Annotated in this window: 23 protein-coding genes and 1 tRNA gene; 12 read left to right on the forward strand and 12 right to left on the reverse strand. The window is 67.7% G+C overall.

Going from position 1 to position 23,384, the window contains the following annotated elements:
• The first annotated feature begins 33 nt into the window (after nt 1-33).
• Complete coding sequence (locus tag OKW76_RS01065) at nt 34-2,295, forward strand: fused MFS/spermidine synthase (RefSeq protein ID WP_265550378.1); 2,262 nt, start codon at nt 34-36, stop codon at nt 2,293-2,295.
• A 171-nt stretch (nt 2,296-2,466) separates the two neighbouring features.
• Here OKW76_RS01065 and OKW76_RS01070 read toward each other — a convergent pair whose 3' ends face one another.
• Nucleotides 2,467-2,967, reverse strand: a complete 501-nt coding sequence (locus OKW76_RS01070; protein WP_265550380.1) for a hypothetical protein — start codon at nt 2,965-2,967, stop codon at nt 2,467-2,469.
• An 82-nt stretch (nt 2,968-3,049) separates the two neighbouring features.
• Here OKW76_RS01070 and OKW76_RS01075 point away from each other — a divergent pair.
• The 3 genes from OKW76_RS01075 to OKW76_RS01085 all read left to right on the forward strand — a co-directional run bounded on the left by OKW76_RS01075 (nt 3,050) and on the right by OKW76_RS01085 (nt 5,015).
• Nucleotides 3,050-3,126, forward strand: a tRNA-Arg gene (locus OKW76_RS01075).
• 107 nt (nt 3,127-3,233) lie between these two features.
• Nucleotides 3,234-4,088 (forward strand): fumarylacetoacetate hydrolase family protein, encoded by an 855-nt coding sequence (locus tag OKW76_RS01080; protein ID WP_265550382.1) that lies wholly within the window; start codon nt 3,234-3,236, stop codon nt 4,086-4,088.
• 60 nt (nt 4,089-4,148) lie between these two features.
• A complete protein-coding gene (locus OKW76_RS01085) occupies nt 4,149-5,015 on the forward strand; it encodes an SMP-30/gluconolactonase/LRE family protein (protein ID WP_265550384.1) in 867 nt (288 codons plus the stop codon).
• Nucleotides 5,016-5,034: 19 nt separating this feature from the next.
• On the opposite strand, the gene OKW76_RS01090 is transcribed toward OKW76_RS01085, so the two are convergent.
• Together OKW76_RS01090 and araD1 are read right to left on the reverse strand one after the other, a co-directional pair.
• Nucleotides 5,035-5,952 (reverse strand): Gfo/Idh/MocA family oxidoreductase, encoded by a 918-nt coding sequence (locus tag OKW76_RS01090; RefSeq protein WP_322740103.1) that lies wholly within the window; start codon nt 5,950-5,952, stop codon nt 5,035-5,037.
• Nucleotides 5,953-5,960: 8 nt separating this feature from the next.
• Nucleotides 5,961-6,947 (reverse strand): AraD1 family protein, encoded by a 987-nt coding sequence (gene araD1, locus OKW76_RS01095; RefSeq protein ID WP_265553072.1) that lies wholly within the window; start codon nt 6,945-6,947, stop codon nt 5,961-5,963.
• A 265-nt stretch (nt 6,948-7,212) separates the two neighbouring features.
• On the opposite strand from araD1, the gene OKW76_RS01100 reads away from it, so the two are divergent.
• Nucleotides 7,213-8,508, forward strand: coding sequence for a sugar MFS transporter (locus OKW76_RS01100; RefSeq protein WP_265550387.1), 1,296 nt, complete (start codon nt 7,213-7,215; stop codon nt 8,506-8,508).
• 34 nt (nt 8,509-8,542) lie between these two features.
• On the opposite strand, the gene OKW76_RS01105 is transcribed toward OKW76_RS01100, so the two are convergent.
• Entirely contained in the window at nt 8,543-9,310 is a 768-nt protein-coding gene (locus OKW76_RS01105) for a FadR/GntR family transcriptional regulator (RefSeq protein ID WP_265550390.1), read from the reverse strand.
• A gap of 119 nt (nt 9,311-9,429) precedes the next feature.
• On the opposite strand from OKW76_RS01105, the gene OKW76_RS01110 reads away from it, so the two are divergent.
• The 3 genes from OKW76_RS01110 to fghA are packed head-to-tail and all read left to right on the forward strand — an operon-like array spanning nt 9,430 to nt 11,818.
• Nucleotides 9,430-10,539, forward strand: coding sequence for an S-(hydroxymethyl)glutathione dehydrogenase/class III alcohol dehydrogenase (locus OKW76_RS01110; protein WP_265550392.1), 1,110 nt, complete (start codon nt 9,430-9,432; stop codon nt 10,537-10,539).
• Between the two features lie 56 nt (nt 10,540-10,595).
• Nucleotides 10,596-10,979 carry a VOC family protein gene (locus OKW76_RS01115; RefSeq protein WP_265553074.1) on the forward strand — a complete coding sequence of 128 codons (384 nt, stop codon included), beginning with the start codon at nt 10,596-10,598 and terminating at the stop codon, nt 10,977-10,979.
• Nucleotides 10,976-11,818 carry an S-formylglutathione hydrolase gene (gene fghA / locus OKW76_RS01120; RefSeq protein ID WP_322740104.1) on the forward strand — a complete coding sequence of 281 codons (843 nt, stop codon included), beginning with the start codon at nt 10,976-10,978 and terminating at the stop codon, nt 11,816-11,818. The genes OKW76_RS01115 and fghA overlap by 4 nt, the downstream gene beginning before the upstream one ends.
• Nucleotides 11,819-11,935: 117 nt before the next feature.
• On the opposite strand, the gene OKW76_RS01125 is transcribed toward fghA, so the two are convergent.
• The 6 genes from OKW76_RS01125 to OKW76_RS01150 all read right to left on the reverse strand — a co-directional run bounded on the left by OKW76_RS01125 (nt 11,936) and on the right by OKW76_RS01150 (nt 17,312).
• Nucleotides 11,936-12,154 (reverse strand): hypothetical protein, encoded by a 219-nt coding sequence (locus tag OKW76_RS01125; RefSeq protein WP_265550394.1) that lies wholly within the window; start codon nt 12,152-12,154, stop codon nt 11,936-11,938.
• A 64-nt stretch (nt 12,155-12,218) separates the two neighbouring features.
• Nucleotides 12,219-13,472, reverse strand: a complete 1,254-nt coding sequence (locus OKW76_RS01130; protein ID WP_265550396.1) for an N-succinylarginine dihydrolase — start codon at nt 13,470-13,472, stop codon at nt 12,219-12,221.
• Nucleotides 13,473-13,480: 8 nt separating this feature from the next.
• Nucleotides 13,481-14,491, reverse strand: a complete 1,011-nt coding sequence (locus OKW76_RS01135) for an arginine N-succinyltransferase (RefSeq protein ID WP_265550398.1) — start codon at nt 14,489-14,491, stop codon at nt 13,481-13,483.
• Nucleotides 14,488-15,696 (reverse strand): hydrolase, encoded by a 1,209-nt coding sequence (locus tag OKW76_RS01140; RefSeq protein WP_265550400.1) that lies wholly within the window; start codon nt 15,694-15,696, stop codon nt 14,488-14,490. The genes OKW76_RS01135 and OKW76_RS01140 overlap by 4 nt, the downstream gene beginning before the upstream one ends.
• Before the next feature lie 144 nt (nt 15,697-15,840).
• Nucleotides 15,841-16,752 (reverse strand): DUF481 domain-containing protein, encoded by a 912-nt coding sequence (locus OKW76_RS01145; RefSeq protein WP_265550403.1) that lies wholly within the window; start codon nt 16,750-16,752, stop codon nt 15,841-15,843.
• Between the two features lie 59 nt (nt 16,753-16,811).
• Entirely contained in the window at nt 16,812-17,312 is a 501-nt protein-coding gene (locus OKW76_RS01150) for an RNA pyrophosphohydrolase (protein ID WP_265550405.1), read from the reverse strand.
• Between the two features lie 95 nt (nt 17,313-17,407).
• On the opposite strand from OKW76_RS01150, the gene OKW76_RS01155 reads away from it, so the two are divergent.
• Both OKW76_RS01155 and OKW76_RS01160 read left to right on the forward strand, forming a co-directional pair.
• Complete coding sequence (locus OKW76_RS01155) at nt 17,408-18,364, forward strand: histone deacetylase (RefSeq protein WP_265550407.1); 957 nt, start codon at nt 17,408-17,410, stop codon at nt 18,362-18,364.
• A 55-nt stretch (nt 18,365-18,419) separates the two neighbouring features.
• Nucleotides 18,420-19,766 carry a cryptochrome/photolyase family protein gene (locus OKW76_RS01160; RefSeq protein WP_265550409.1) on the forward strand — a complete coding sequence of 449 codons (1,347 nt, stop codon included), beginning with the start codon at nt 18,420-18,422 and terminating at the stop codon, nt 19,764-19,766.
• Nucleotides 19,767-19,825: 59 nt separating this feature from the next.
• Here the strand turns inward: OKW76_RS01160 and OKW76_RS01165 are convergent, their stop codons facing one another.
• On the reverse strand, nt 19,826-20,536 hold the full coding sequence (locus OKW76_RS01165; RefSeq protein ID WP_265550411.1) for an SDR family NAD(P)-dependent oxidoreductase: 711 nt from the start codon (nt 20,534-20,536) through the stop codon (nt 19,826-19,828).
• Between the two features lie 19 nt (nt 20,537-20,555).
• Nucleotides 20,556-22,013, reverse strand: a complete 1,458-nt coding sequence (gene purF, locus OKW76_RS01170; RefSeq protein WP_256507561.1) for an amidophosphoribosyltransferase — start codon at nt 22,011-22,013, stop codon at nt 20,556-20,558.
• Nucleotides 22,014-22,147: 134 nt separating this feature from the next.
• Here purF and OKW76_RS01175 point away from each other — a divergent pair, with 134 nt between their 5' ends.
• Complete coding sequence (locus OKW76_RS01175; protein WP_265550416.1) at nt 22,148-22,876, forward strand: hypothetical protein; 729 nt, start codon at nt 22,148-22,150, stop codon at nt 22,874-22,876.
• A gap of 39 nt (nt 22,877-22,915) precedes the next feature.
• Entirely contained in the window at nt 22,916-23,296 is a 381-nt protein-coding gene (hisI, locus tag OKW76_RS01180; RefSeq protein WP_265550418.1) for a phosphoribosyl-AMP cyclohydrolase, read from the forward strand.
• Nucleotides 23,297-23,384: the final 88 nt, after the last annotated feature.

Consider the following 23,384-nt stretch of genomic DNA (forward strand, 5'->3'; position numbering starts at 1 on the left):
CCATATCCCCGATCGGCTGATAGAACCCTCGGCATGACCACCCAACCCGTCGGGGATGTCGCTGCGGCGGGTCCGGACCTTTCATCGCGAACCAGCGCCCGATCGCTGTTCGTCGTCGCGATCCTCACCGGATCGTTCCTGCTGTTCCTGGTCCAGCCGATGATCGCGCGGATGGCGTTGCCCCGGCTGGGCGGTGCGCCCGCGGTGTGGAACTCGGCGATGCTGGTGTACCAGGCGCTGCTGCTGGGCGGCTATGCCTATGCGCATTGGCTGGGGCGGGTCAGCGTCAAGCGGCAGGCGTTGATCCATCTGGGCGTCTTGGCGGTCGCGGCCCTGTGGCTGCCGATCGGGCTGATGCAGGCCAATCCGCCGCCCGATGCCGAGCCCGCGATCTGGGTGCCCTGGCTGCTCGGCGCATCGATCGGGCCGCTGTTCTTCGCGGTATCGGCGCAGGCACCGCTGCTCCAGCGCTGGTTCGCCGCATCGGCGCCGGCGCAGAACCCCTATGCGCTCTATGCAGCGTCGAACGTCGGCAGCTTCGGCGGGCTGATCGCCTATCCGCTGCTGGTCGAGCCGAGCATGGCGCTTTCGAGCCAGAGCCTGTTGTGGAGCGCGGGCTATGCGCTGCTGGTCGTGCTGGTGGCGTTGTGCGCGTGGAAGCTGCCGCGCGGGGCCGCGGCGACGGCGGCGCTGCCGACCAGCGCCAAGCCCGGCGCGCGGCGGTTCGCGCATTGGGTGGTGCTGGCGTTCGTCCCGTCGGGGCTGATGCTGGCGACCTCGACCTTCCTCACCACCGACATCGTCGCGGTGCCCTTGCTGTGGGTGCTGCCGCTGGGGCTGTATCTGCTGAGCTTCACCGTCGCCTTCGCCACCGGGCGCCGCGTGGCCGACGCGCTGACCTTGTTCGCGCCGGTGACGATCCTCACCTTCGGCGGGGCGATGATCGGCGGGAGCCAGGATTATCCCTTCCTCAACGCGCTGCTGGCGCTGGTGCTGTTGTTCATGGTCGCGGTGGCGCTGCACACGCAGATGTACCGGTTGCGCCCCGAGCCCGACCGGCTGACGGGCTTCTATCTGGCGATGTCGGTCGGCGGCGCGCTCGGCGGGGTGTTCGCCGGGCTGGTCGCGCCGGTGATCTTCGACTGGACCTATGAATATCCGATCCTGATCCTCGCCGCAGGCATTTTGGCTCCGCGCGCGTTCCTGCTGCCGGTGGTCGAGCGGCTGTGGGAAGGCGATCGCGGCGCGGTGTGGGTCAAGACCGCGGGGGTGGTCGCGCTGGTGGCGATCATCGTCAATGTCGGGCTGTTCAACCCCGGCAATGTGCTGGGCGCGAAGCACGAGAATATCGGCTTTATCGCGTTGGTGGCGCTGGGAATGGTGACTGTCGGCACGCGGATCCCCTTCGTCGTGGTGCTGGCGGGCGCGCTGTTCCTGTTCGGCGGCTACCGCGCGCTCCGGTCGAGCATCGAGGGCGACGTGCGGACGCGGAGCTATTTCGGCGTCTATACGATCCGCGACTATCCCGCGCAGGGAATCCGCACGCTGGCGCACGGCACGACGCTGCACGGCACCCAGTTCCTGGGCGATGCGAACGTCCGCCGCACCGCGACGAGCTATTACATGCCCGGATCGGGCGTCGGGCTGGCGCTGCAGGCGCTGAACGAACTCTATGGCCCGGCGGCGCGCGTGGGGGCGGTGGGGCTGGGGACCGGCACGCTCGCTTGCTACGCGCAGCCGGGGCAGCGCTGGCGCTTCTACGAGATCGACCCGACGGTGATCGGCCTGGCGCGCGATTCGGGCAAGTTCAGGTTCCTGCGCGATTGCCTGCCCGATGCCGATATCGCGCTGGGCGACGCGCGGCTGTCGATCGCCGCGCAGCAGCCGAACAGCCTCGACCTGCTGGTGCTCGATGCGTTTTCGTCCGACGCGGTGCCGATGCACCTGATGACGCGCGAGGCGTTCGCGACCTATTCGCGCGCGCTGGCGCCCGACGGGCTGCTGCTGGTACATATCTCGAACCGCTTCCTAGATCTCGAACCGGTGGTGTTCGCGACGGTGAAGGGCGGCGGCTGGTTCGGCGCCAAGCTGTCGTACAGCCCGGGGCCGACGGACAATTCGGAGGCGACGCATTCGGACTGGATCGCACTGTCACGCGATCCGGGGACACTGGCGGCGCTGGCATCGCGCGCAGGCGACTGGGAGGAAATCCGCTCGAACCGCAAGGTCGAGGCGTGGACCGACGATTATGCCTCGATCGTCCCGGTGATGCGCAGCCCGCTCGACGAGTTCTGAGCGGCCCAGGGTTTCCCGCCTTCGCTCGATGACCCTGGCGCGGGCCGCCGCATCTCACCCGTTCTTCCTGAGCGTGTCGAAGGACCGTTCTCCTTTCGCCAACCCGACGCGAAGAAAGGGCGGTGCTTCGACAGGCTCAGCACGAACGGATCAAGGTATAGGCATTATTTGCTAGCCCGCGGGCTGGACGCCGGCCTCGATCGCGTCGATCCGATCGATCTGCGCGCGGTTCTGCGCCTGCGCGCGTTCGAGCAGGCGCTGGAGTTCGGGATAGGCTGGCAGGCCCTGCGCGGCGCGATCGATCGCGATTCGTTCGATGTCGGTCAGCGTCTCGCTGGTGGCACCGCGCAGTGCGTCGAGCCCGCTGAGCGCGACCTGCGCGGCGATCCAGGGTTCGGAGCCGGTGGCCGCGCCGCGCGCCGTGCGGCCTAGCCGCTCGGCTTCGGCAGCAGCGCGGTCGAAGGCGGCGCCCGTGCTCGCGAGCGCTTCGGCCTGTTCGGCGAGCTTCACCTCGAGCGCCGGATCGGCGGCGGCTTCGGCCACCGCGCGGTCGGGCTCGGCGAAGCTGGTCTGCTCGATCGGTCGCGGCAGCAGCGAGGGATAGTCGCCATCGGGGGCGGCGCACCCGCCCACCAGGGTGACGAAGGCGGCAAGCAGGAGGCGGTGCGACATGGCCTTGGCTCTATGCCTGCAATTAAACCGACGCAACGGGCTTGCGCAGTCAGCAATCCCCTTATATTAGCGCCTCTCCCAAGCGCCCGTAGCTCAGCTGGATAGAGCATCAGACTACGAATCTGAGGGTCGGACGTTCGAATCGTTCCGGGCGCACCAAGATACGGAAACCCCGCCAGGTCAGTGACTTGGCGGGGTTTTTGTATGTCGCTTCGGAAGCGGCTAGGGTCGGCGCTTGCACACGGCACCACCTTGAGGATTCCCCCATGAAATTCTGTCGCTTCGGCCCGCGCGGGTCGGAACAGCCCGGATTGATCGACGATGCCGGCGCGCTGCGCGACCTCAGCCGGATCATCGACGACATCACCCCCGCGGCGATCGCCGGGCTTTCGATCGATCCGGCGACGCTGCCGCTGGTCGAGGGCGAACCGCGGCTCGGCGTTCCCGTCGCGGGAATCGGCAAGATCGTCGCGGTCGGGCTGAACTACGAGGATCACGCGATCGAATCGGGGCTGCCGATCCCGACCGAGCCGGCGATGTTCATGAAGCCGCTGTCGGCGCTGACCGGGCCGAACGACGAGGTGATGCTGCCCAAGGATTCGACGCATACCGACTGGGAGGTCGAGCTGGGCGTCGTGATCGGCAAGACCTGTCGCTATGTCGAGCAGGCCGATGCGCTGGCGCATGTCGCGGGCTATTGCGTCGTCAACGACGTGTCCGAGCGCTTCAACCAGAAGCAGCGCGGGTCGCAATGGAGCAAGGGCAAGGGGCATGACAGCTTCTGCCCCGTCGGTCCCTGGCTGGTGACCCCCGACGCGATCGGCGATCCGCAGGGCCTCGACCTGTTCCTCGACGTCAACGGCCAGCGGATGCAGACCGGCAACAGCCGCACGATGATCTTCGGGGTGGCCGAGATCATCGCCTATGTCAGCCGCTATGTGACGCTGTATCCGGGCGACCTGCTGATCACCGGCACCCCGCCGGGGGTGGGCGAGGGCCAGAAGCCCGAATCGATCTTCCTGAAGGCCGGCGATACGATGCGGCTTGGCATCACCGGGCTGGGCGAGCAGCATCAGCGCGTTGTCGCGTGGCGCCATCTGGGCGATGCGACGCTCGGATAAGAACGGGCGGATAAGAACGGGCGGATAAGCACGGGCGGATAAGAACGGAGAGATAGTCGAATGGCCGAAGCCTGGAAAATCGTCGAGCGCGGCGGGATGCGCGATCGCCTGGGCGAGGGCACCTATTGGTCGGCGCGCGAGCAGGCGGTCTATTGGGTCGATATCTCGGGGCACGCGCTCAACCGGCTGTCGCTGGGCGACGGCAATATCGCGCGCTGGCATATGCCCGAGCGGATCGGCTGGGTGATCGAACGCCGCGACCAGCCGGGGCTGGTTGCCGGGTTGCAGAGCGGCTTCAAGCTGCTCGACCTCGCCAACATGAAGCTGACCCCGCTGCTGAGCCCCGAGCCCGGCATGCCCGACAACCGGCTGAACGACGCCAAGGCCGATGCCGCGGGCAATATCTGGGCGGGAACGATGCCGGTGGGGGCCGACCAGCCGGTGGGCAGCTTCTATCGGCTGGGCGCCGATCGCAGCCTTACCAAGATCGACAGCGGCTATGCCGTCACCAACGGCCCGGCGTTCAGCCCCGACGGCAAATGGCTCTACCACAACAGCACTACCGAGGGGCTGATCTACCGCTACCCCTTCGCCGATGGCGAGGCGGGGCCGCGCAGCGTGTTCATCCGGATCGACCAGCCCGGCTGGGGCAATCCCGACGGGATGACGGTCGATTCGGAGGGCGGTCTGTGGGTCGCGCTATGGGGCGGATCGCGGATCACGCGCTTCACCCCCGAGGGCCAAGTCGACCGCCACATTGCGCTGCCCGCGAGCCAGATCACCAACATCACCTTTGCCGGGCCCAAGCTCGACCGGATGTTCGTGACTTCGGCGCGCGACGGCAAGGAAGACGAGCCGCACGCCGGCGCGCTGTTCGAGGTCGATTCGGGCGCGACGGGGTTGCTGCCGAACCTCTATGCGGGGTGAGCGCGGCTCACCCCGGTGATCATTCCTCGAACGCCCCGACTTCGCTGCGCCGGCCGAGCAGATAGGCGTCGGCGACATGCGCGAAGGGGGTGAGATCGGTGTCGCTGGTCCGCGTCTTGAGCAGCTGCGCGAAGCGGCGATAGAGGCGGGCATATTCGGGGTCGTCGGCGAGGTCGACGGGGTTGCCGTCGACCGCCATCTTCGACGCGCCGAGCGATAATTTGAGCTGGCCGCCATCGGTGTCGATATCGATGTCCCAGGTCTGCGGTCCGCGCTGATCGAAATCGAAGAACACATCTACCGGCACGCCCGCGCTGTCCTCGAAATGGAGGTCGGCGGCGATCGGCGACGGCTTGTTCGACGGGTAGCGCAGCGCCGACTGCTGGAGCAGCAGCGGGCGTGGCAGGATATGAGTGATCACCGACAGCGCGTTGATGCCGGGATCGAACACGCCGATTCCCGGCTCCCAGATCCAGGCCTGCCCCGGATGCCAGACGCGGACGTCTTCCTTCCAGTTCACCTCGACCCGGTTGATCTTCTTGCCCTCGAGCCAGGCTCGTGCGGGTTCGACCGCGGCGGCTTCGCGCGAATGCCAGGTGACGTAGAGCACGCGGCCGGCCTTCGCGACGGTGTCGACGATCGCCTGCGCCTCGGACAAGGTCGCGGCGGGGGGCTTTTCGATCATGACGTCGAGCCCGTGGTCGACCGCCTGCTGCACCAGCGCCAGCCGCCCGCGCGGCGGGGTGCAGATCGAGATCGCCTCGACCCCCGGATCGGCGGCCATCATCTCGGCGACGGTGCGGAAGCCGGGAATGCCCTCGGGCGCCTGGTGCCCGGTGACCGCTGCGACGAAGTCGAAATCGGGGTTCGCGGCGATCGAGGGGATGTGCTGGTCGCGGGCGATCTTGCCGATACCGGCGATGGCTATCCGAGTCACTGGGCGGGTCATAGCGGCAGGATCTCGATCGTTTCGGGTGCGCTGGTGGTCAGCGGGTTGGCGAGCGGCAGGCGGAAGGGCGCGGCTTCGATCTCGAACCGGTCGCCATCCTGCGTCTGGATTCCGTCGGCGAACGACAGCGTCGCGGTGCCGTAGAAATGGACATGGATGTCACCGGGGCGGCGGAACAGCGCATATTTGAAGTGGTGATGCTCGAGATTGGCGATGCTGTGCGACATGTTCGCCTCGCCCGACAGGAAGGGCTTTTCCCAGATCGTGCTGCCGTCGCGGACGACGCGGCTGGTGCCGCGAACGTCCTGTGGCAGGTCGCCGGTCAGCAGCTCGGCGCCCAGCGCGGCGTGGCGCAGCTTCGAATGCGCGAGCCACAGATAATTGCCGCGCTCGACGATATGGTCGGAAAACTCGTTGGCGAGCGCGAAGCCCAGGCGGCGCGGCCGGCCCTCGTCATCGATGATGTAGATGCCCGCGAGTTCGGGCTCCTCGCTGCCGTCCTCGGCAAAGGCGGGCGAGGGGAGCGCGGCGCCGGTGGGGAGCAAATGGCTGCCGTCGCCCTTGTAGAACCATTCGGGCTGGACGCCGGGGGTGCCGGCGGCGGGCTTGCCGCCTTCGACCCCCAGCTGGAACATCCGCATCGAATCGGTGACCGCGGCGCCGGCGGCGGCCTGGTGCATCTTGTTGCGCCCCTCGGCCGAGCCGAGATGCGTGAGGCCGGTGCCGGTCAGCCAGCAATGCCCGGCATCGGGATGGTCGATCGGCGCGAGCAGCGATCCTTGCGCAAGCAGCGCGTCGATATCGATCGCCTCGCCCGCGCGCGCGCTGGCGGCGTCGGCGAGCGACACGCCCTCGGCCAGCGCGGCCTTGGCGAGATCATAGGTCGAAGCGACACCATCGACGCGGCGCGCGGGGCCGGCGTCGTCGAGCATGGCCACCGCGCGGCTCGCGCCGTCGCGGAACTGAAGGATGCGGATCGCCATCGCCTCAGACCGCGCCGATTGGGGCGGCATTGCCGCCAAGGGTGGAAGTCAGCGTCATTCGCGATCCTCTCCGAATATTATTACTCAGACTTAACCTCGGGTCGGGCTTCGATCAATCGGCAAAGACGGCTTGCACCCGCGCGGTTGGCCGAATACCCGTCCCTTTGTCTGATTATACGTAGCGATCGGTCCCAAAGCGGCCGGCGCCATCAAGAGAGGATTTCGGATGCAGATCGTCGCCCTCCCGATTGCTGGGAACCGATAGATGGCGGTACCGCCAACCGCAACCGCCGCCACGGGGCAGGGCACCAGCGCAGGCCCGCAGGTGTATCGCTCGGCGCTGACGCTGCTCGCCAGCCTGTTCTTCATGTGGGGGTTCATCACCGTCATCAACGGGACGCTGCTGCCGCATCTGCGCTCGGTGTTCGACCTGTCTTATACCCAAACGACGCTGATCGAATCGGTATGGTTCATCGCCTATTTCGTCGCGTCGATCCCCTCGGCCAAGCTGATCGCCAGGATCGGCTATCAGAAATCGATGGTCGTTGGCCTGGCGCTGATGGCGGCGGGCGCGCTGGGCATGGTGCCGGCGGCACAGATCCCTTCCTATGGCGTCACGCTGTTCGCGCTGTTCGTGATCGCCAGCGGCATCACGCTGCTGCAGGTCGCGGCCAACCCCTATGTCGCAGTCGTGGGTAGCCCCGAAACCGCCTCGTCGCGGCTTAATCTGGTGCAGGCCTTCAATTCGGCGGGTGCGACCCTCGCGCCGTTGTTCGGCGGCTATCTGATCCTGGGACGGACCGCCGGCGGCACCGCGAGCGCTGGCGCCGCAGCGTTGACCCCCGCCGAACGGCTGGCCGACGCGCAATCGGTGGTGCTGCCCTATCTGATCGTCGCGGCGGTGCTCGCGGTGCTGGCGATCGTGATCGCGCGCTTCCCGCTGCCCGCTATGGGTGCGGCGACGCAGCGTTCGGCCAAGGCCGATCGCAAGAACCTGTCGCTTTGGAAGCACCGCAACCTGGTGTTCGGTATCCCTGCGATCTTCATCTACCTGATCGCCGAGATCGGCGTCGGCAACCTGTTCATCAACTTCGTCGCGCAGCCCGACATCGGCAACCTGACGCAGCAGCAGGCGTCGAACTATCTGTTCCTGCTATGGGGCGGGATGATGGTCGGCCGGCTAGCCGGCGCGGTGGTGATGCAGAAGGTCGACGCGGCCAAGGTGCTGGCGTTTGCGAGCATCGGCGCGACCGTGGTCATGCTGATCGCCACCTTCGCAACCGGCCATGCCGCGATGTGGGCGCTGATCTCGGTCGGGCTGTTCCATTCGATCATGTTCCCCACGATCTTCACCCTCGGCATCCGCGGGCTGGGGCCGTTGACCGAAGAAGGGTCGGGGCTGCTGATCATGGCGATCGCCGGCGGTGCGCTGGTGGTGGTGCAGGGCTGGTTGGCCGACGCCTATGGGCTGCAGATGTCGTTCCTGCTGACCGCGGCGTGCGAGCTCTATGTGCTGTTCTACGCGCTGTGGGGCAGCAAGGTGACGCACTCGCTCGATTGAAGCGCTGACCCCGTTCCCGCCGGTCGGGGCGGGGTCAGGCCTCGGACGGCAGCAGTTGCTCGTCCTTGGCAACCAGCGCGCGGGTGGTGTCGAGAAACGCCATGTCGACCAGCTCGGTCATCACCCGCCGCGCTTCGTCGGCATCGCCCGCGGCGACGGCGTCGTACACCCGCCAATGCTCGGGCAGCGGATCGCGGCGAAGCGGTTCGTTGCGCTGCTTGAACACCGTGGTCCACGCGACCGCCGCACCGACCCCGCTGGCGAGCGATGCGAGGAAGGGATTGCCCGAGGCATCGAGCAACGCCGCGTGGAAATGCTGGTCGGCCAGCCGCCCGGCTTCCGATGCCAGCGTATGTTCGGTCATCCCCTCGAGCGCCGCCAGCATCTGCGCGAGATGCTCGTCGGTGCGCCGCGTCGCCGCCAGCCCCGCGGCTTGCGGCTCGACGATCAGCCGAAGCTCGAACAGGCTTTCGAGCAGCGTATCCTCGGGCTCGACCGCGAAGATCCACGACAGCACATCGGGGTCGAGCAAATGCCATTTCGCGCGCGCCGATACCCGCGTGCCGGTCTTTGGCCGCGATTCGACCAGCCCCTTGGCGGCGAGGATACGCAGCGCTTCGCGATAGGCGGTGCGCGATACCTGAAGGTCGCCCGACGCCGCGACCTCGCCGTTCAAAACTTCGCCCGGTGCATAGTGGCCGGTGACGATCGACATGCCGAGATCGCGCGCGATAACGCCGTGGATGCGCAGCGACTTGCGCTGGGTCTGGGTATCGGGCGCGGGGGTTGCCTTGGTAGTCATGGCTGTGATCCTACTCCAGCCGCGCCTCGGGTCAAATACCGGCGGCACGCGGGGTTGACGCGGGGCGGCAGGGTGGCGACTTGGAAAGCGACGCCAACACCGCCCAGGAGCAAAAGCCAATGAAGACCCGCGCCGCCGTCGCATTCGAAGCGAAGCAGCCGCTGGAGATCGTCGAGCTCGATCTGGAAGGCCCCAAGGCGGGCGAAGTGCTGGTCGAGATCATGGCGACGGGCATCTGCCACACCGACGCCTACACGCTCGACGGGCTCGATTCGGAGGGCATCTTCCCCTCGGTGCTCGGGCATGAGGGCGCCGGCATCGTGCGCGAAGTGGGCGCGGGGGTCACCAGTGTCGCGCCGGGCGACCACGTCATCCCACTCTACACCCCCGAATGCCGCCAGTGTAAATCGTGCCTCAGCGGCAAGACCAACCTCTGCACCGCGATCCGCGCGACGCAAGGGAAAGGGCTGATGCCCGACGGCACGACGCGCTTCAGCCACAAGGGCCAGCCGATCTACCATTATATGGGCTGCTCGACCTTTTCGAACTTCACCGTGCTGCCCGAGATCGCGGTCGCCAAGATCCGCGACGACGCGCCGTTCAAGACCAGCTGCTATATCGGCTGCGGGGTGACCACCGGCGTCGGCGCGGTGGTGAATACCGCCAAGGTGCAGGTCGGCGACACCGTGATCGTCTTCGGCCTGGGTGGCATCGGCCTGAACGTGCTGCAGGGCGCGCGGCTGGCAGGGGCGGGGATGATCGTCGGCGTCGACATCAATCCCGATCGCGAGGCATGGGGCCGCCAGTTCGGCATGACCCATTTCGTGAACCCCAAGGACGTCGGCGGCGATATCGTCGCGCATCTGGTGGCGCTCACCGACGGCGGGGCTGATTACACCTTCGACTGCACCGGCAACACCGACGTGATGCGCCAGGCGCTCGAGGCGTGCCATCGTGGCTGGGGTACGAGCATCATCATCGGCGTCGCCGAGGCGGGCAAGGAGATCAGCACGCGGCCGTTCCAGCTCGTCACCGGGCGCAACTGGCGCGGCACCGCGTTCGGCGGCGCGCGCGGGCGCACCGACGTCCCCAAGATCGTCGACTGGTACATGGACGGCAAGATCGCGATCGACCCGATGATCACGCACGTGCTGACGCTCGACGAGATCAACAAGGGGTTCGACCTGATGCATGCGGGCGAGAGCATCCGCAGCGTCGTGGTGTATTAAGCAGCGTACCGCCCCGGGATTGGACCGGGATGGGCGACAATAAGGAGGGGAAGACGATGTTCAGCCATGTGATGCTCGGCACCGACGATATCGATGCCTCGAAGGCGTTTTATGACGCAACGCTCGGGGCGCTCGGGATCAAGCCCGGCCGCGCCGATGACAAGGGGCGCGTCATCTATATGCATCCTGCAGGGCTGTTCCTGTTGACCAAGCCGATCGACGGTGCGCCCGCCTGCCACGCCAATGGCGGGACGGTGGGCTTCGCGGCTGCTTCGCCCGAGGCCGCCGACGCCTGGCATGCGGCAGGCGTTGCCGCCGGGGGCACCGCGATCGAGGATGCACCGGGCTACCGCTCGAATGCGTTCGGCAAATTGTACCTTGCCTATCTGCGCGATCCGGCGGGCAACAAGGTCTGCGCGATGCATCGTCCCGCAGCATGAGCATAGAGACGGTTTCCACCAACCGCGCGTTTGGCGGTACCCAAGGGGTGTACCGCCACGCGTCGTCGGCGACGGGCACCGACATGACCTTCTCGGTCTATGTGCCCCCGCATGCAGAGGGCGCGAAGCTGCCGGTGGTCTGGTATCTGTCGGGGCTGACCTGCACCCATGCCAATGTCACCGACAAGGGCGGGTTCCGCGCTGCCTGCGCCGAGCACGGCGTCATCTTCGTCGCGCCCGATACCTCGCCGCGCGGCGACGAGGTTCCCGACGACGACGGCTATGATTTCGGCAAGGGCGCGGGCTTCTATGTCGATGCGACGCAGGCGCCCTGGGCGGTCAATTTCCGGATGCGCAGCTATGTCGAGGACGAGCTGCCGGGGCTGATCGCGGCGCAGTTTCCGATGGCCGACATGGCGCGGCAGGCGATCACCGGCCATTCGATGGGCGGGCATGGCGCGCTGACGATCGGGCTTCGCAACCCCGGTCGGTTCGCGAGCATCTCGGCGTTCGCGCCGATCGCCTCGCCGCTAGCCTGCGGCTGGGGCGAGAAGGCGCTGGGCGGCTATCTCGGCCCCGACAAGGCGGCGTGGCGTGCATATGACGCGTGCGCGCTGATCGCCGATGGCGCGCGGGTCGATGCATTGCTGGTCGATCAGGGTGACGCCGACCAGTTCCTGGTCGAACAGCTCAAGCCCGAATTGTTGCGCGAGGCCTGCGCCGCGGCGGGGATCGACCTGACGCTGCGGATGCAGGCCGGGTACGACCATAGCTATTATTTCATCGAGACCTTCATGGCCGACCACATCGCGTGGCACGCCGAGCGGCTGAAGGGTTGACCCCTGAACCGTTGGTTTCGAGCGTAGTCGAGAAACCGCCGACAGCGGGACCTGAGGTTTCTCGACTGCGCTCGAAACGAACGGGTTTGTAGAAAACCGGCTACGGCGCGGTCGACGTCATTCGTCGTAGCGCCGTTCGACCGAGTCGAGGATCGCACCGCCGGCGATGAACACCGCCAGCGGGCACACGCCGAACAACAGCCAGCCGCCGATGCCCGGATATTGTTCGAGATATGCGACCCCGCGCGCGACCGAGCCGACGCCGAGGCCATAGATCACGAGGAACGCCTCGAACTTGGTCTTGATGACGAACAACCGGGCGATGCGCTGGAACATGGCCATGCCCTAGCACGAACCGTGCCGATCGCCGAAACGCGCGGATAGCGCCCGCGCGCATTGGTTAGTTGTCAATTAACCCGACAAGGTCGAGCGCTTCGAGCAACGCGCGGTGGCCGCGCTCGATCGTCGCGATCAGCGCCGGGTCGCCGATCGCATCGGGGGCGATATGTTCGGGCCAATGCTCGCCGACCACCGCCTCGATCGCGGCGAGCTTCGCCTCGTCGACCAGGAATCGCGGGTCGATCGTGGCAGGATCGGCGACCACCCGCAGTCTCAGGCACGCAGGACCGCCGCCATTGGCCATCGATTCGCGGACATCGACCACTTCGAGCCGCCGGATCGGCCCGTTGCCCGCGACCAGTTCCTGCAGCCAGCCCCACACCGCGGGGGTGTCGCGCGCCTCGGTCGGCAGGATCAACGCCATGCCGCCGCCGGGCAACGTCACCAGCTGTGCGTTGAACAGATAGGAGGCGATGGCGTCGGCCAGGCTTACACGTGCCGCAGGTACCTCGACGATCTCGACCGCGGGCAGCGCGGCGCGAAGCTCGGCATGGAATGGATCGCGATGCTCGAACGCCTGTTCGTGCGCGAAGAGGACGGCCTCGTTGGCGACCGCGACGACATCGTTATGGAACGCCCCCGCTGCGATCGCGGCTTCGGATTGCTGCGCGAAGATCGTCGCGCCGGGCGACAGCCGGTGATGGCCGGCGATGCTGGTGCTCGCCTGGCGATGCTGGCGCGCGGGGAAGGGGCCGCCGCGCTCGCCATAGACGAAGACTTCGACGCCGGGGGCGTCGTGCGCGGGGGCGAGGCGCATATGGTTGGCGGCGCCCTCGTCGCCGAACGGCGCCGGGATCGGGCCGTGCACCATGAACGCCGGGTCCGCGAAGGCGAGGCGTAGCTGCGCCAGCGTCTGCGGCCATTCGTGGCTGCGATGCGGCATCGTCACCAGATTGGCGACGGTCAGGTGGCAGCGGCCATCGGCGGTGTCGGGCGCGGGCGAGACCGTGGCCGCATTCGCCGCCCACATCGCCGAAGCCGACAGCGCCTGCGCCTGCAGATGCGCGGGGGCCGAAGCATAGTCGGTTGCGAGCGTCGCCAGCCAGCCATGGTCGGGCCGGCGGTGCGGCAGCAGGATGCCCTGCACCAGGCCCAGCGCGAGGTTCGCGCGCATCTTGGCCAGCCCCTGCAGCGCCGCCGCCCTCGGCGCCGAGGTGCCGCCCGCATTGCGCGTTGCCGCGAGGTTGCCGTGGCTTAGGCCCGCATAATTATGGCTCGGGCCGATGATCCCGTCGAAATTGATCTCGCGCAGCATCGGCGTTCCTATCGCGCTACATATCGAATGGGGTCGCCGGTACCGATCCCCAAGGCTTGAGCCGCCTCGGCATCGATCAGCGTGGCATCGCGGTCGCGTGCTACCCGGCCATAGGCGGCGCGGAAGCCCGCTAGCTGGCCGGTCGCGATCAGCGCCTGGTCGCCATCGTCGGCGATCCCGCCGACCGTCGTCGCGACCGCGTCGCGGACGCTGCGGATCTGGTCGGTCTTGGCGGTCATCGTCGGGCCACCGTCGAAAATGTCGACATAGCCTTCATACTGGAAGCCTTCATTTTCGAGCATCCGCATCGCCGCACGCCCCTTGGGGTGTGGCAGCCCGATCGTCGCGCGCGCGCTTTCGCTCAGCATCGCGATGTAGATGGGATGCTTGGGCATCAGGTCGGCGATGAACTGGTTGCCGTGCGTCGCGTTGAACTCGTCGGCCTGCTGGAAGCTCATGCCGAAGAAGCGCCCCGCCACCCCGTCCCAGAAGGGCGACCCGCCGGCTTCGTCGATGATCCCGCGAAGCTCGGCAAGCGTCCGATCGGCGAAGCGCGCGCGGTGCGCGGCGATGAACAGATAGCGGCTCCGCGCGAGCAGCATACCGAGGCCGCCGGCGCGCTCGCCGGGGTGGAGGAACAACCCGCCGACCTCGCTCGCGCCTTCTAGGTCGTTGACCAGGCTCAGCGTTTCCGAGCGGAAGGTGCGGTTGAGCTCCTGGCTGTGCTTGCTGATCGTGCCGAGGCGATAGCTGTAGAAGGGCCAATGCTCACCCACCTTGGTGAAGATCTGGCAGGTGCCGCGCACGTCGCCGGTCTCGACGTTTTCGAGCACCAGCACGAACAGGTCGTCGCGTAATTCGTCGTCCTCGCGCGCAAAGGCGGCGTGGCTGCGATCCAGCTTGGCCTTGAGCGCGGGCTTGTCGGGCGGCAGGTTGGTGAAGCCGCCGCCGGTCAGCTTCGCCATCTCGTAGAGCGGCTGCAGGTCGCTGTCGCGCGCGGCGCGGATGCGGAAGCTCATGGCCGGCCTCGCTCGGCGATTCGAAGGATGGTGACCGCCGAGAGCGCGGCGCGTTCGGCCAGGCTTTCGGGCAGCATGAACTCGTCGGGCGAATGGATCGCGCCGCCGCGCACCCCCATCGTGTCGACCACCGGCACACCGCATGCCGCGATGTTGTTGCCGTCGCATACCCCGCCGGTGGCGCGCCAGGCGATCGGGATGCCGAGATCGGCGCCGGCCTGCTTGACCAGCCCGAACAGCGCTTCGGCGGCCGGGTCGATCGGCTTGGGCGGGCGATTGAAGCTGCCGTGGAGCGCGATGCGGACATCGTGTTCGAGCGCGACTTCGGCGATCGCGACGTCGAGCGCCTTTTGCGCGTCGGCGATCGCGGCAGCATCGGCTGGGCGGAAGTTGACGCGCAGGATCGCATGATCGGGGACGACGTTGTTCGGCCCGCCGCCCTCGATCCGTGCGGGGTTCACCGACAGCCCGGCGCGACGCGCGCGGACCAGGCGCAGCGCGAGGTCGGCGGCGGCAAGGACAGCGTTGCGGCCGTCGTCTGGGTTGCGCCCGGCATGCGCCGAGCGGCCGGTGACGATCAGCGAGAAATTGCCCGTGCCGCCGCGCGCGCCCGCCAGCGTGCCGTCGGCGAGCGCGGGCTCGTAGGTGAGCGCCGCGACCTTGCCCCGCGCCGCCTTGGCCAGCAGCGCAGCGGAGGAGAAGGAGCCGGTTTCCTCGTCCGATCCGATGACGACTTCATAGCCGATCCGCGGCGCGAGCGCGCTCGCCTCGACCGCCTTGAGCGCTGCCAGCATCACCGCGAGCCCACCCTTCATGTCGGCGGCGCCGGGGCCGTTCCACGCGCCGTCGGGCAACACGCGCATCGTCTGGAACGGGTGATCGACCGGATAGACGGTGTCCATATGTCCGGTGAAGAGCATCTGCACCGGCGCTTCAGGGCGGACGATCAGGTGAAGGTGGGGGGCGTGGTCAAGCGCCGCGACGGCACCCGAAGGATCGACCTGTTCGACCGGCGCGGCGTCTACCATCGCGAGGTCGCCGGGCAACGCGGCAAAGGCATCGGCAAGCACCGCGCCCATCGCGGCAACGCCGGCAAGGTTGCGCGTACCCGAGTTTATCGCGACCCAGCGCTCGACCTGTTCGCGCATCGGCTCGGTATGGACGTGATCGACCGCGGCGCGCTCGACGGGGGAAAGCGTGTTCATCGACGTGGGTGGTAGCGCGGGGGCAGGGTGGCGTCACCCCACTGCCGTTCGTTTCGAGCGCAGTCGAGAAACCGGGTGTTCGGGTGGGGTGGTTTCTCGACTTCGCTCGAAACGAACGGAAGGCAGATGTCCGCTTACCGATCCCTAGAACTCGTACACCAGCGAGGCCCGGCTGGTGGTGTCGGTGTCGACGCGGCCTACCGGCGGCATGCTTTCATATTGCACGATGTACGAAAGCTGCGCCGACAGCGGCCCGAGCACCTTGGCGTTGAGCGCGGTGTTGCTCGAGATCGTGCTGTTCGCGCTCTGCAGATAGGCCGATGCGTTCTGGCGCAGCTCGATGCGCGGCGACACCTTCCATTCGAACGCCAGCGATCCGCGCGCCGCCACATTGCTCTCGCTCGTGTCGTCGGTATAGTCGGTGTAGCGATAGGCGGGGCCGAGCTCGAGATCGAGCCGCATCCCGGTGCGGCGGATCGCGCTGTAGCCCGCACCGCTCGATGCCGAATAGCGGTTGATATAGCCCAGGAACCGATCGCTCTCATATTGTGTGGCGCCATAGACGTAGAGCCGGTCGTCGACCTTGTAGTTGGGCTCGTACGACGCGACGTAGCGCTCGCGGCTGGTGAGCCCGAAGCTCTCCTGATAATCGGCCTGCAGCAGCAGCTTGTGACGCCAGTTCAGCCCCTCGCGCTTCACTTCCACCCGGCCGGTCACGCCCGAGTTGCTGGTGTTGCCGCTGGTGGTGAAGCCGCCGAGTTCGACCCGGCCCTTCACCAAGGTCAGGAAATCGGCCTCCTGCATCCGCTTTTGCGCGCTGGCGGCGCGATCGTTCTTCCACGCCTGCGCGAGCCGCGCGACGCGATCGGACGAGGGCATCTTCACCTGCTGGACATATTTGACGAGCGTGTTGACCTCGCCCTCGTTGCCCGAGGCGATCGCCGCGTCGAGCATCGCCTTCACCTCGACGGGGATCTGGTCGCCGGGCGCCTTGAGCACCGGATCGTCGGGGCTGACGAGCAATGCGATCGCGATGAGGGGAAGGCCTTGGGACACGCTGCTGGCTTTGTCAGACGAATGCGGCGGCGAAAAGACCGTACGGCATGGCCGACCCCTCAGTTCGCCGGTTCGTCGCGCAAGCCGAGCGGTTCGGCGAACATTTCGAGGATCTGGCCGTACAGCTCGCGCTTGAAGGGCACGATCAGCGCGGGAAGCTCGGCGGGCTCGACCCAGCGCCAGGTGCGGAATTCGGGCTCGTGCGTGCGGATGTCGATGTCGTGATCCTCGCCCAGGAAGCGGAACAGGAACCAATGCTGGCGCTGGCCGCGCCATTTGCCCTTCCACAATTTGCCGATCAGCTCGTCGGGCAGGTCGTAGCGCAGCTCCTCGCCACCGCGCGCGAGGAGTTCGACGAGATCGGGGACGACGCCGGTTTCCTCGCCGAGCTCGCGGATCGCGGCGTCGAGCGCGTCCTCGCCGGGGTCGATCCCGCCCTGCGGCATCTGCCAGGCCTCGGCGGTGGAATCGAGCCGTTGGCCGACGAACACCAGCCCGTGGCGGTTGAGCAGCATCACCCCGGCGCAAGGGCGATAGGGCAGATCGGCGTGCTGGGTCATTCGATGTCCGTTCGTTCGGGGGCGTATCGCGCGGCGGCGGGTGCGGCACCCGGGCGGTATTGGGCGCAGCGCTGCCGCGCCCTACCTACCGAGGTGTGATCGCGATTGTCCACCACCCCGACTATGTCGCGCCCGCGCCCACGCGCAGCGCCTATCAATGGAACAAGAACGGGCTGGTGCGTGACCTGCTGGCCCGAAGCGGCGCGGCGATCGACTGGCATCTGCCCGAGCCGATGCCGCGCGCGTGGCTCGATGCGGTGCACGATCCCGATTATGTCGCCGAAGTGCTTGGCGCGAGGGTGCCCGCTAGCAAGGAGCGCCGGATCGGCTTTGCGGTGACGCCGGTGGTGGCGACGCGCGCGCAGGCGGTGCCGGGGGGCACCTATCTGGCGGCGCGGTTGGCGATCGAGCGTGGCTTCGCCGCCAACACCGCGGGTGGCAGCCATCACGCGCTGAGCGAGACCGGGGCGGGGTTCTGCGTGTTCAACGACCTGGCGGTGGCGGCGAACCGGCTGATCGAGGAGCGCCGCGCGAACCGCGTGCTGATCGTCGATTGCGACGTCCACCAGGGCGACGGCACCGCCGCGCTCACCGCGGGACGCACCGACATCGCGACCTATTCGATCCATGCCGAAAAGAACTTCCCGGTGCGCAAGGCGCGTTCGACGCTCGACGTGCCGCTGGCCGATGGCGTGGGCGACGACGCGTATCTCGAGACGCTCGCGGAGACCTTGGTCCCACTGCTCGACTGGTTCGCGCCCGACCTGATCCTGTACCAGGCGGGGGTCGACCCCTTCGAGGGCGACCGGCTGGGGCGGCTAGCGCTGACGCATGACGGGCTGGCGCGGCGCGAAGCGTGGATCGCCGGGCTGGCAGCGTCGCGCGGGCTGCCGCTCGCAAGCGCGCTGGGGGGCGGATACGGGCATGATGCGATGGAGGTGGCGGCACGGCACGTGGCGTCGATCCTGACGCTGGGCAGAGCGTACCAACTCAGGGACGCGTCCCCCTGCCGCTTGCGGGAGGGGCTAGGGGTGGGCATGACGAAGCGATGAGAGACGTCGAAAAGTCCCACCCCCGACCCCTCCGGCAAGGGGGAGGGGAGCAGAAGTGACATCGCTCCTCTGGCTCCGCCAAGACCTTCGCCTCCACGACCAGCCCGCCCTCGTCGCCGCCGCGCATGAAGGCGCGGTCATCCCCGTCTACATCCTCGACGACGACGCGCCGGGCCAATGGCGGATGGGCGGAGCGCAGCGTTGGTGGTTGCACCACGCGCTCGATACCTTCGGCAAGGCGCTAGCCGACAAGGGATCGCGGCTGATCCTGCGGCGCGGCGACGCGGTGGCCGAGCTCGGCAAGTTGCTCGACGAAACCGGCGCCGAGCGCATCCATGCGATCCATCATTACGAACCCTGGTGGGTCAAGGCCGAGCAGCAGCTGGGCGACCGGCTGTGCCTGTACGACGGCAATCATCTCGCGCGGATCGAGGATGTGACCACCGGATCGGGCGGGTTGTTCAAAATCTATTCGTCGTTCTGGAAGGCGCTGTCGCAGCAATTGCCGCCTGCCGAGGGACTGCCGATGCCGCGCAAGATCGCGGCGCCCGATGTTTGGCCCAAGAGCGAAAGCCTCGCCGACTGGAAGCTGCTGCCGACCGGTCCCGACTGGTCGACGGGCTTCGCCGACTGGACTCCGGGTGAGGATGCCGCGCGCGCGGCGGCCAAGCGCTTCGCCGCGCATGTCGAAGCCTATGACGAAGCGCGCAACCTGCCGTCGGTCGAAGGCAGCTCGCGCTTGTCGCCGCATCTCCACTTCGGCGAGATTTCGCCGCGCGACGCCTGGCACCTGGCGGGCGGCGGGGCCGAGGCCATGACCTTTCGCAAGGAACTGGCCTGGCGCGATTTCACCAGCGGGGTAATCCTAGAGCGACCCGATTACGGCAAGGCGAACGGCCGGCCCAAGTTCGATGACATGCCCTGGCGTAGCGCGCCTGCGGACCTGCGCGCATGGCAGCGCGGGCGGACGGGCTATCCGATCGTCGATGCCGGGATGCGCCAGCTCTGGGCGACCGGCTGGATGCATAATCGCGTGCGGATGATCACCGCCAGCTTCCTGATCAAGCATCTGCTGATCGACTGGCGCGAGGGCGAGCGCTGGTTCTGGGACACGCTGGTCGATGCCGATTACGGCAACAACGCGGTCAATTGGCAATGGGTGGCGGGTACCGGGGTCGATTCGAACATGTTCGGGCGGATTATGGCGCCGCTCGTCCAGTCCGAGAAGTTCGATGCCGGCGACTATATCCGGCAGTGGGTGCCCGAACTGGCGCATATCCGCGGCCCCGCGATCCACGACCCCGACGAATATGGCTGCCGCCCGAAGGACTATCCGGCCAAGATCATCGGCCATCGCGAGGCACGCGAACGCGCGCTATCGGCGGTCAAGCAGGTCCAATAAAGCACGATCTGGCGGTTGCGGGGCCGACTGGGTGCGGCCCCGCCCGTCGAGCATCGGCGCTAGCCGACCCGCTCGACATGGTTGGTCTCGAACCCGTCGATCGCCAGCTGCAGGATGCGCGCCGCCACCGTTTCGGGGGGCTTCACGCTCGCAGGATCCTCACCCGGATAGGCGCGTTCGCGCATCTTGGTGCGGGTCGCGCCGGGATCGAGGATCGCGGTGCGGACCTGGGTGATGTTGCGCACTTCCTCGCCATAGCTGGCGAGCAGCGTCTCGAACGCCGCCTTCGACGCGCCATAGGCGCCCCAATAGGCGCGCGGGACGCGACCGACGCTCGAGGTCAGCCCGATGATGCGCGCACCCTCCGATGCACGCAGCAGGCCGTCGAACGAGGCGAGCAGGGCTGCCTGCGCGGTGACGTTCAGCGTGAAGACCTTCGACCATTCCTTCATGTCGATCGCCGGGACCGCGCTGAGCGAACCGAGCATCGCGGCGTTGAGCACCAGGATGTCGAGCTTTTGCCAGCGTTCGTGGATCGCGCCTGCCAGCCGGACGACGCTGTCGGTCTGCGTCAGGTCCATCGGCGCGATCGTCGCGTTGCCGCCAGCGGCATAGATTTTGTCCTCAATCTCCTCGAGCCCGCCGGTGGTGCGCGCAGTTAGCACCACATGCGCACCGGCATCGGCGAGCGCGAGCGCGGTGGCGGCACCGATGCCGCGGCTGGCACCGGTGACGAGCGCCAGCCGGCCGGAAAGGGGCTTGTCGGTCATGCAGTCCTCATGTGGGGGGTTAGCCGACGCGCTCTTCGAGCATCGAGAACTGCTCGACGGGCGAGCTTTCGTCCTGGTCGGTCAGCGTCGTGGGGTAATCGCCGGTGAAGCAGGCGTCGCAATATTTGGGGCGGATCTCGGCGCGGCGGGCTTCGCCGAGCGCCTTGTAGAGCCCGTCGATCGAGACGAAGGCCAGGCTGTCGGCGTGGATGAAGTCGGTCATCCCGCTGACGTCGAACTTCGCCGCGAGCAGCTTGGCGCGCTCGGGGGTGTCGACGCCGTAGAAGCAGCTATGCCGGGTCGGCGGCGAGGCGATCCGCATGTGGATCTCGGCGGCGCCCGCCTCGCGCATCATCTCGACGATCTTGAGACTGGTGGTGCCGCGCACGATCGAATCGTCGATCAGCACCACGCGCTTGCCCTTGATCAGCGCGCGATTGGCGTTGTGCTTCAGCTTCACGCCGAGATGCCGGACCTTGTCGCCCGGCTGGATGAAGGTGCGCCCGACATAATGCGAGCGGATGATGCCGAGCTCGAACGGAATCCCCGATTGCTGGGCATAGCCGATCGCCGCTGGCGTGCCCGAATCGGGCACCGGGATGATCAGGTCGGCCTCGACCGGATTTTCGATCGCCAGCTGCGCGCCGATCGCCTTGCGCACCGAATAGATCGAGCGGTCCTCGGCGATCGAATCGGGACGCGAGAAATAGACATATTCGAAGATGCACGGGCGCGGCGCGACCGGCGCGAAGGGGCGAATCGAGCGGATGTCGTCGCCCTGGACGATCACCAGCTCGCCCGGATCGACCGCGCGGACGAATTCGGCACCGACCACGTCGAGCGCGACCGTTTCCGACGCGAAGATGACGCTGTCACCGAGCCGGCCCATCACCAGCGGGCGGATGCCGAGCGGATCGCGGCAGGCGATCATCCCCTCGGGGGTCATGCAGATCAGCGAATAGGCACCCTCGACCTGGCGCAGCGCATCGATGAACTTGTCGAGCAGCGAGCGGTAGCTCGACGTGGCGACGAGGTGGATGATGACTTCGGTATCGCTGGTCGACTGGAAGATCGAACCGCGGCGCACCAGGTCGCGCTTGAGCCGCATCGCGTTCGAGATGTTGCCGTTGTGCGCGATCGCGAATCCGCCGCTCGCCAGGTCGGCGTAGAGCGGCTGGACGTTGCGCAGCGCGGTCTCGCCCGTGGTCGAATAGCGGACATGGCCGGCGGCGACGGTGCCGGGGAGCTGGCGGATGATGTCGTCGCGGTCGAAATTGCCCGCGACATGCCCCATCGCGCGATGGGTGTGGAACTGGACGCCGTCATAGCTCGAAATGCCCGCGGCTTCCTGCCCGCGATGCTGCAGCGCGTGGAGCCCGAGCGCGACCAGCGCCGCGGCGCTGTCGGTTCCCGAAACGCCGAACACACCGCATTCCTCGCGCAGCTTGTCGTCATCGAACGGATTGGTGGTTCGCATACGGCCAGTGCTTTGTTAGTGGGGTAGCCGGGCATATAGGGGGTCGATCGGACTTTGTCGCCTGTTTGTAACACGCGTGTTGAAGTCGCGGGCGCGGAAGCCCGGGTGGCAGGTTGGAGGCGGCGTTGCGGTTCATGGATTTCAGTTCGTGGCAGGGGATCTTGACCACGATCGGCGGGCTGGCGCTGGTGACGCTGATCGGCGTCGGCATCCGGCTGGTGGTGATGACGACTATCCAGCAGCGGCGCGAACGGATGAACCGCCAGATCAACGAGCGGCTGCGCACGCTGATCGCCGCCTACAAGGTGCTCGGCGGGTCGTTCACCGGCAACCTCGCGGTCGATCCGGCGCATCTGGGCGACCTGCGCCGCGCGGGTGCGGCGGCGCCCGATGCCGAGGGGGTCGCCCCGGTCGACCTGTCGGCCGAGGCGCTGGGGTCGGACCGGTCGCGCCGGATCCGCGATTCGGTAGAGGCGGCGCTGGCCGATATCCTGTTGCTTGGCACCGACGAGCATGTCCGGCTGGCCGAGCGCGCGGCGCGCGACCTGGTCGCGGGGCGCAGCGTGCATGTCCATGAGCTGGTGGTGTCGCTGCGCGACTATGTCCGCCACGCGCTGCAGCTGGGGCCGATCCCCGCCGATGTCGCGGCGTCGATCCCGGTGCAGGGGCCGACCCGCCCGGCGGGGTCGGGCGGCGGCAAGGGCAGGGGCGGCGGCGATGGCGAGCGTGGCGGTGGCGGCAGGGGCGGCGGCGGCAGGGGCGGTGGCGGTGCGGCGATGGGCGGGGGCATGGCGGTAGGCGGCATGGGGATCGGCGCAGGGGTTAGTGCTCCCGATACCGCCAGCGAGAGTTCGCCGCGCTGACCGATTGAAGGGCGCTCGATCGCTGACTACACCCGCCCGATGGACGATCGCGAAACCGGGCTGACGCTGGCCCCCCGATATGATGCTGCGGGACTCATCACCGCCGTCGCCACCGATGCTGCCACTGGCGAGGTGCTGATGCTCGCGCATATGAACGCCGAGGCGCTGGCGGCGACCGTCGCCAACCGCGAGGCGACCTTCTGGTCGCGCAGCCGCGGGCGGCTCTGGAAGAAGGGCGAGAGCTCGGGGCATGTGCTGCGCGTGCGCGATATCCGCATCGACTGCGACCAGGACGCGGTGTGGCTGATCGTCGAGCCTGCGGGGCCGGCTTGCCATACCGGCGCGCGGAGTTGCTTCTATCGCCGGGTGACCGCCGGGGGGCTCGAGGCGGTGGGCGATGAGGTGCCGGGGGCGGCGTGAGGCTTCCGATGCCTAACCGTCGCGTCACCCCGGACGTGGTCCGGGGTCCACGCCGCCCCTCGCGGAGGCGGTGGATGGGGCGCGGTGG

The organism is Sphingomonas sp. S1-29 (assembly GCF_026167545.1).
Taxonomy (GTDB): Bacteria; Pseudomonadota; Alphaproteobacteria; order Sphingomonadales; family Sphingomonadaceae; genus Sphingomonas.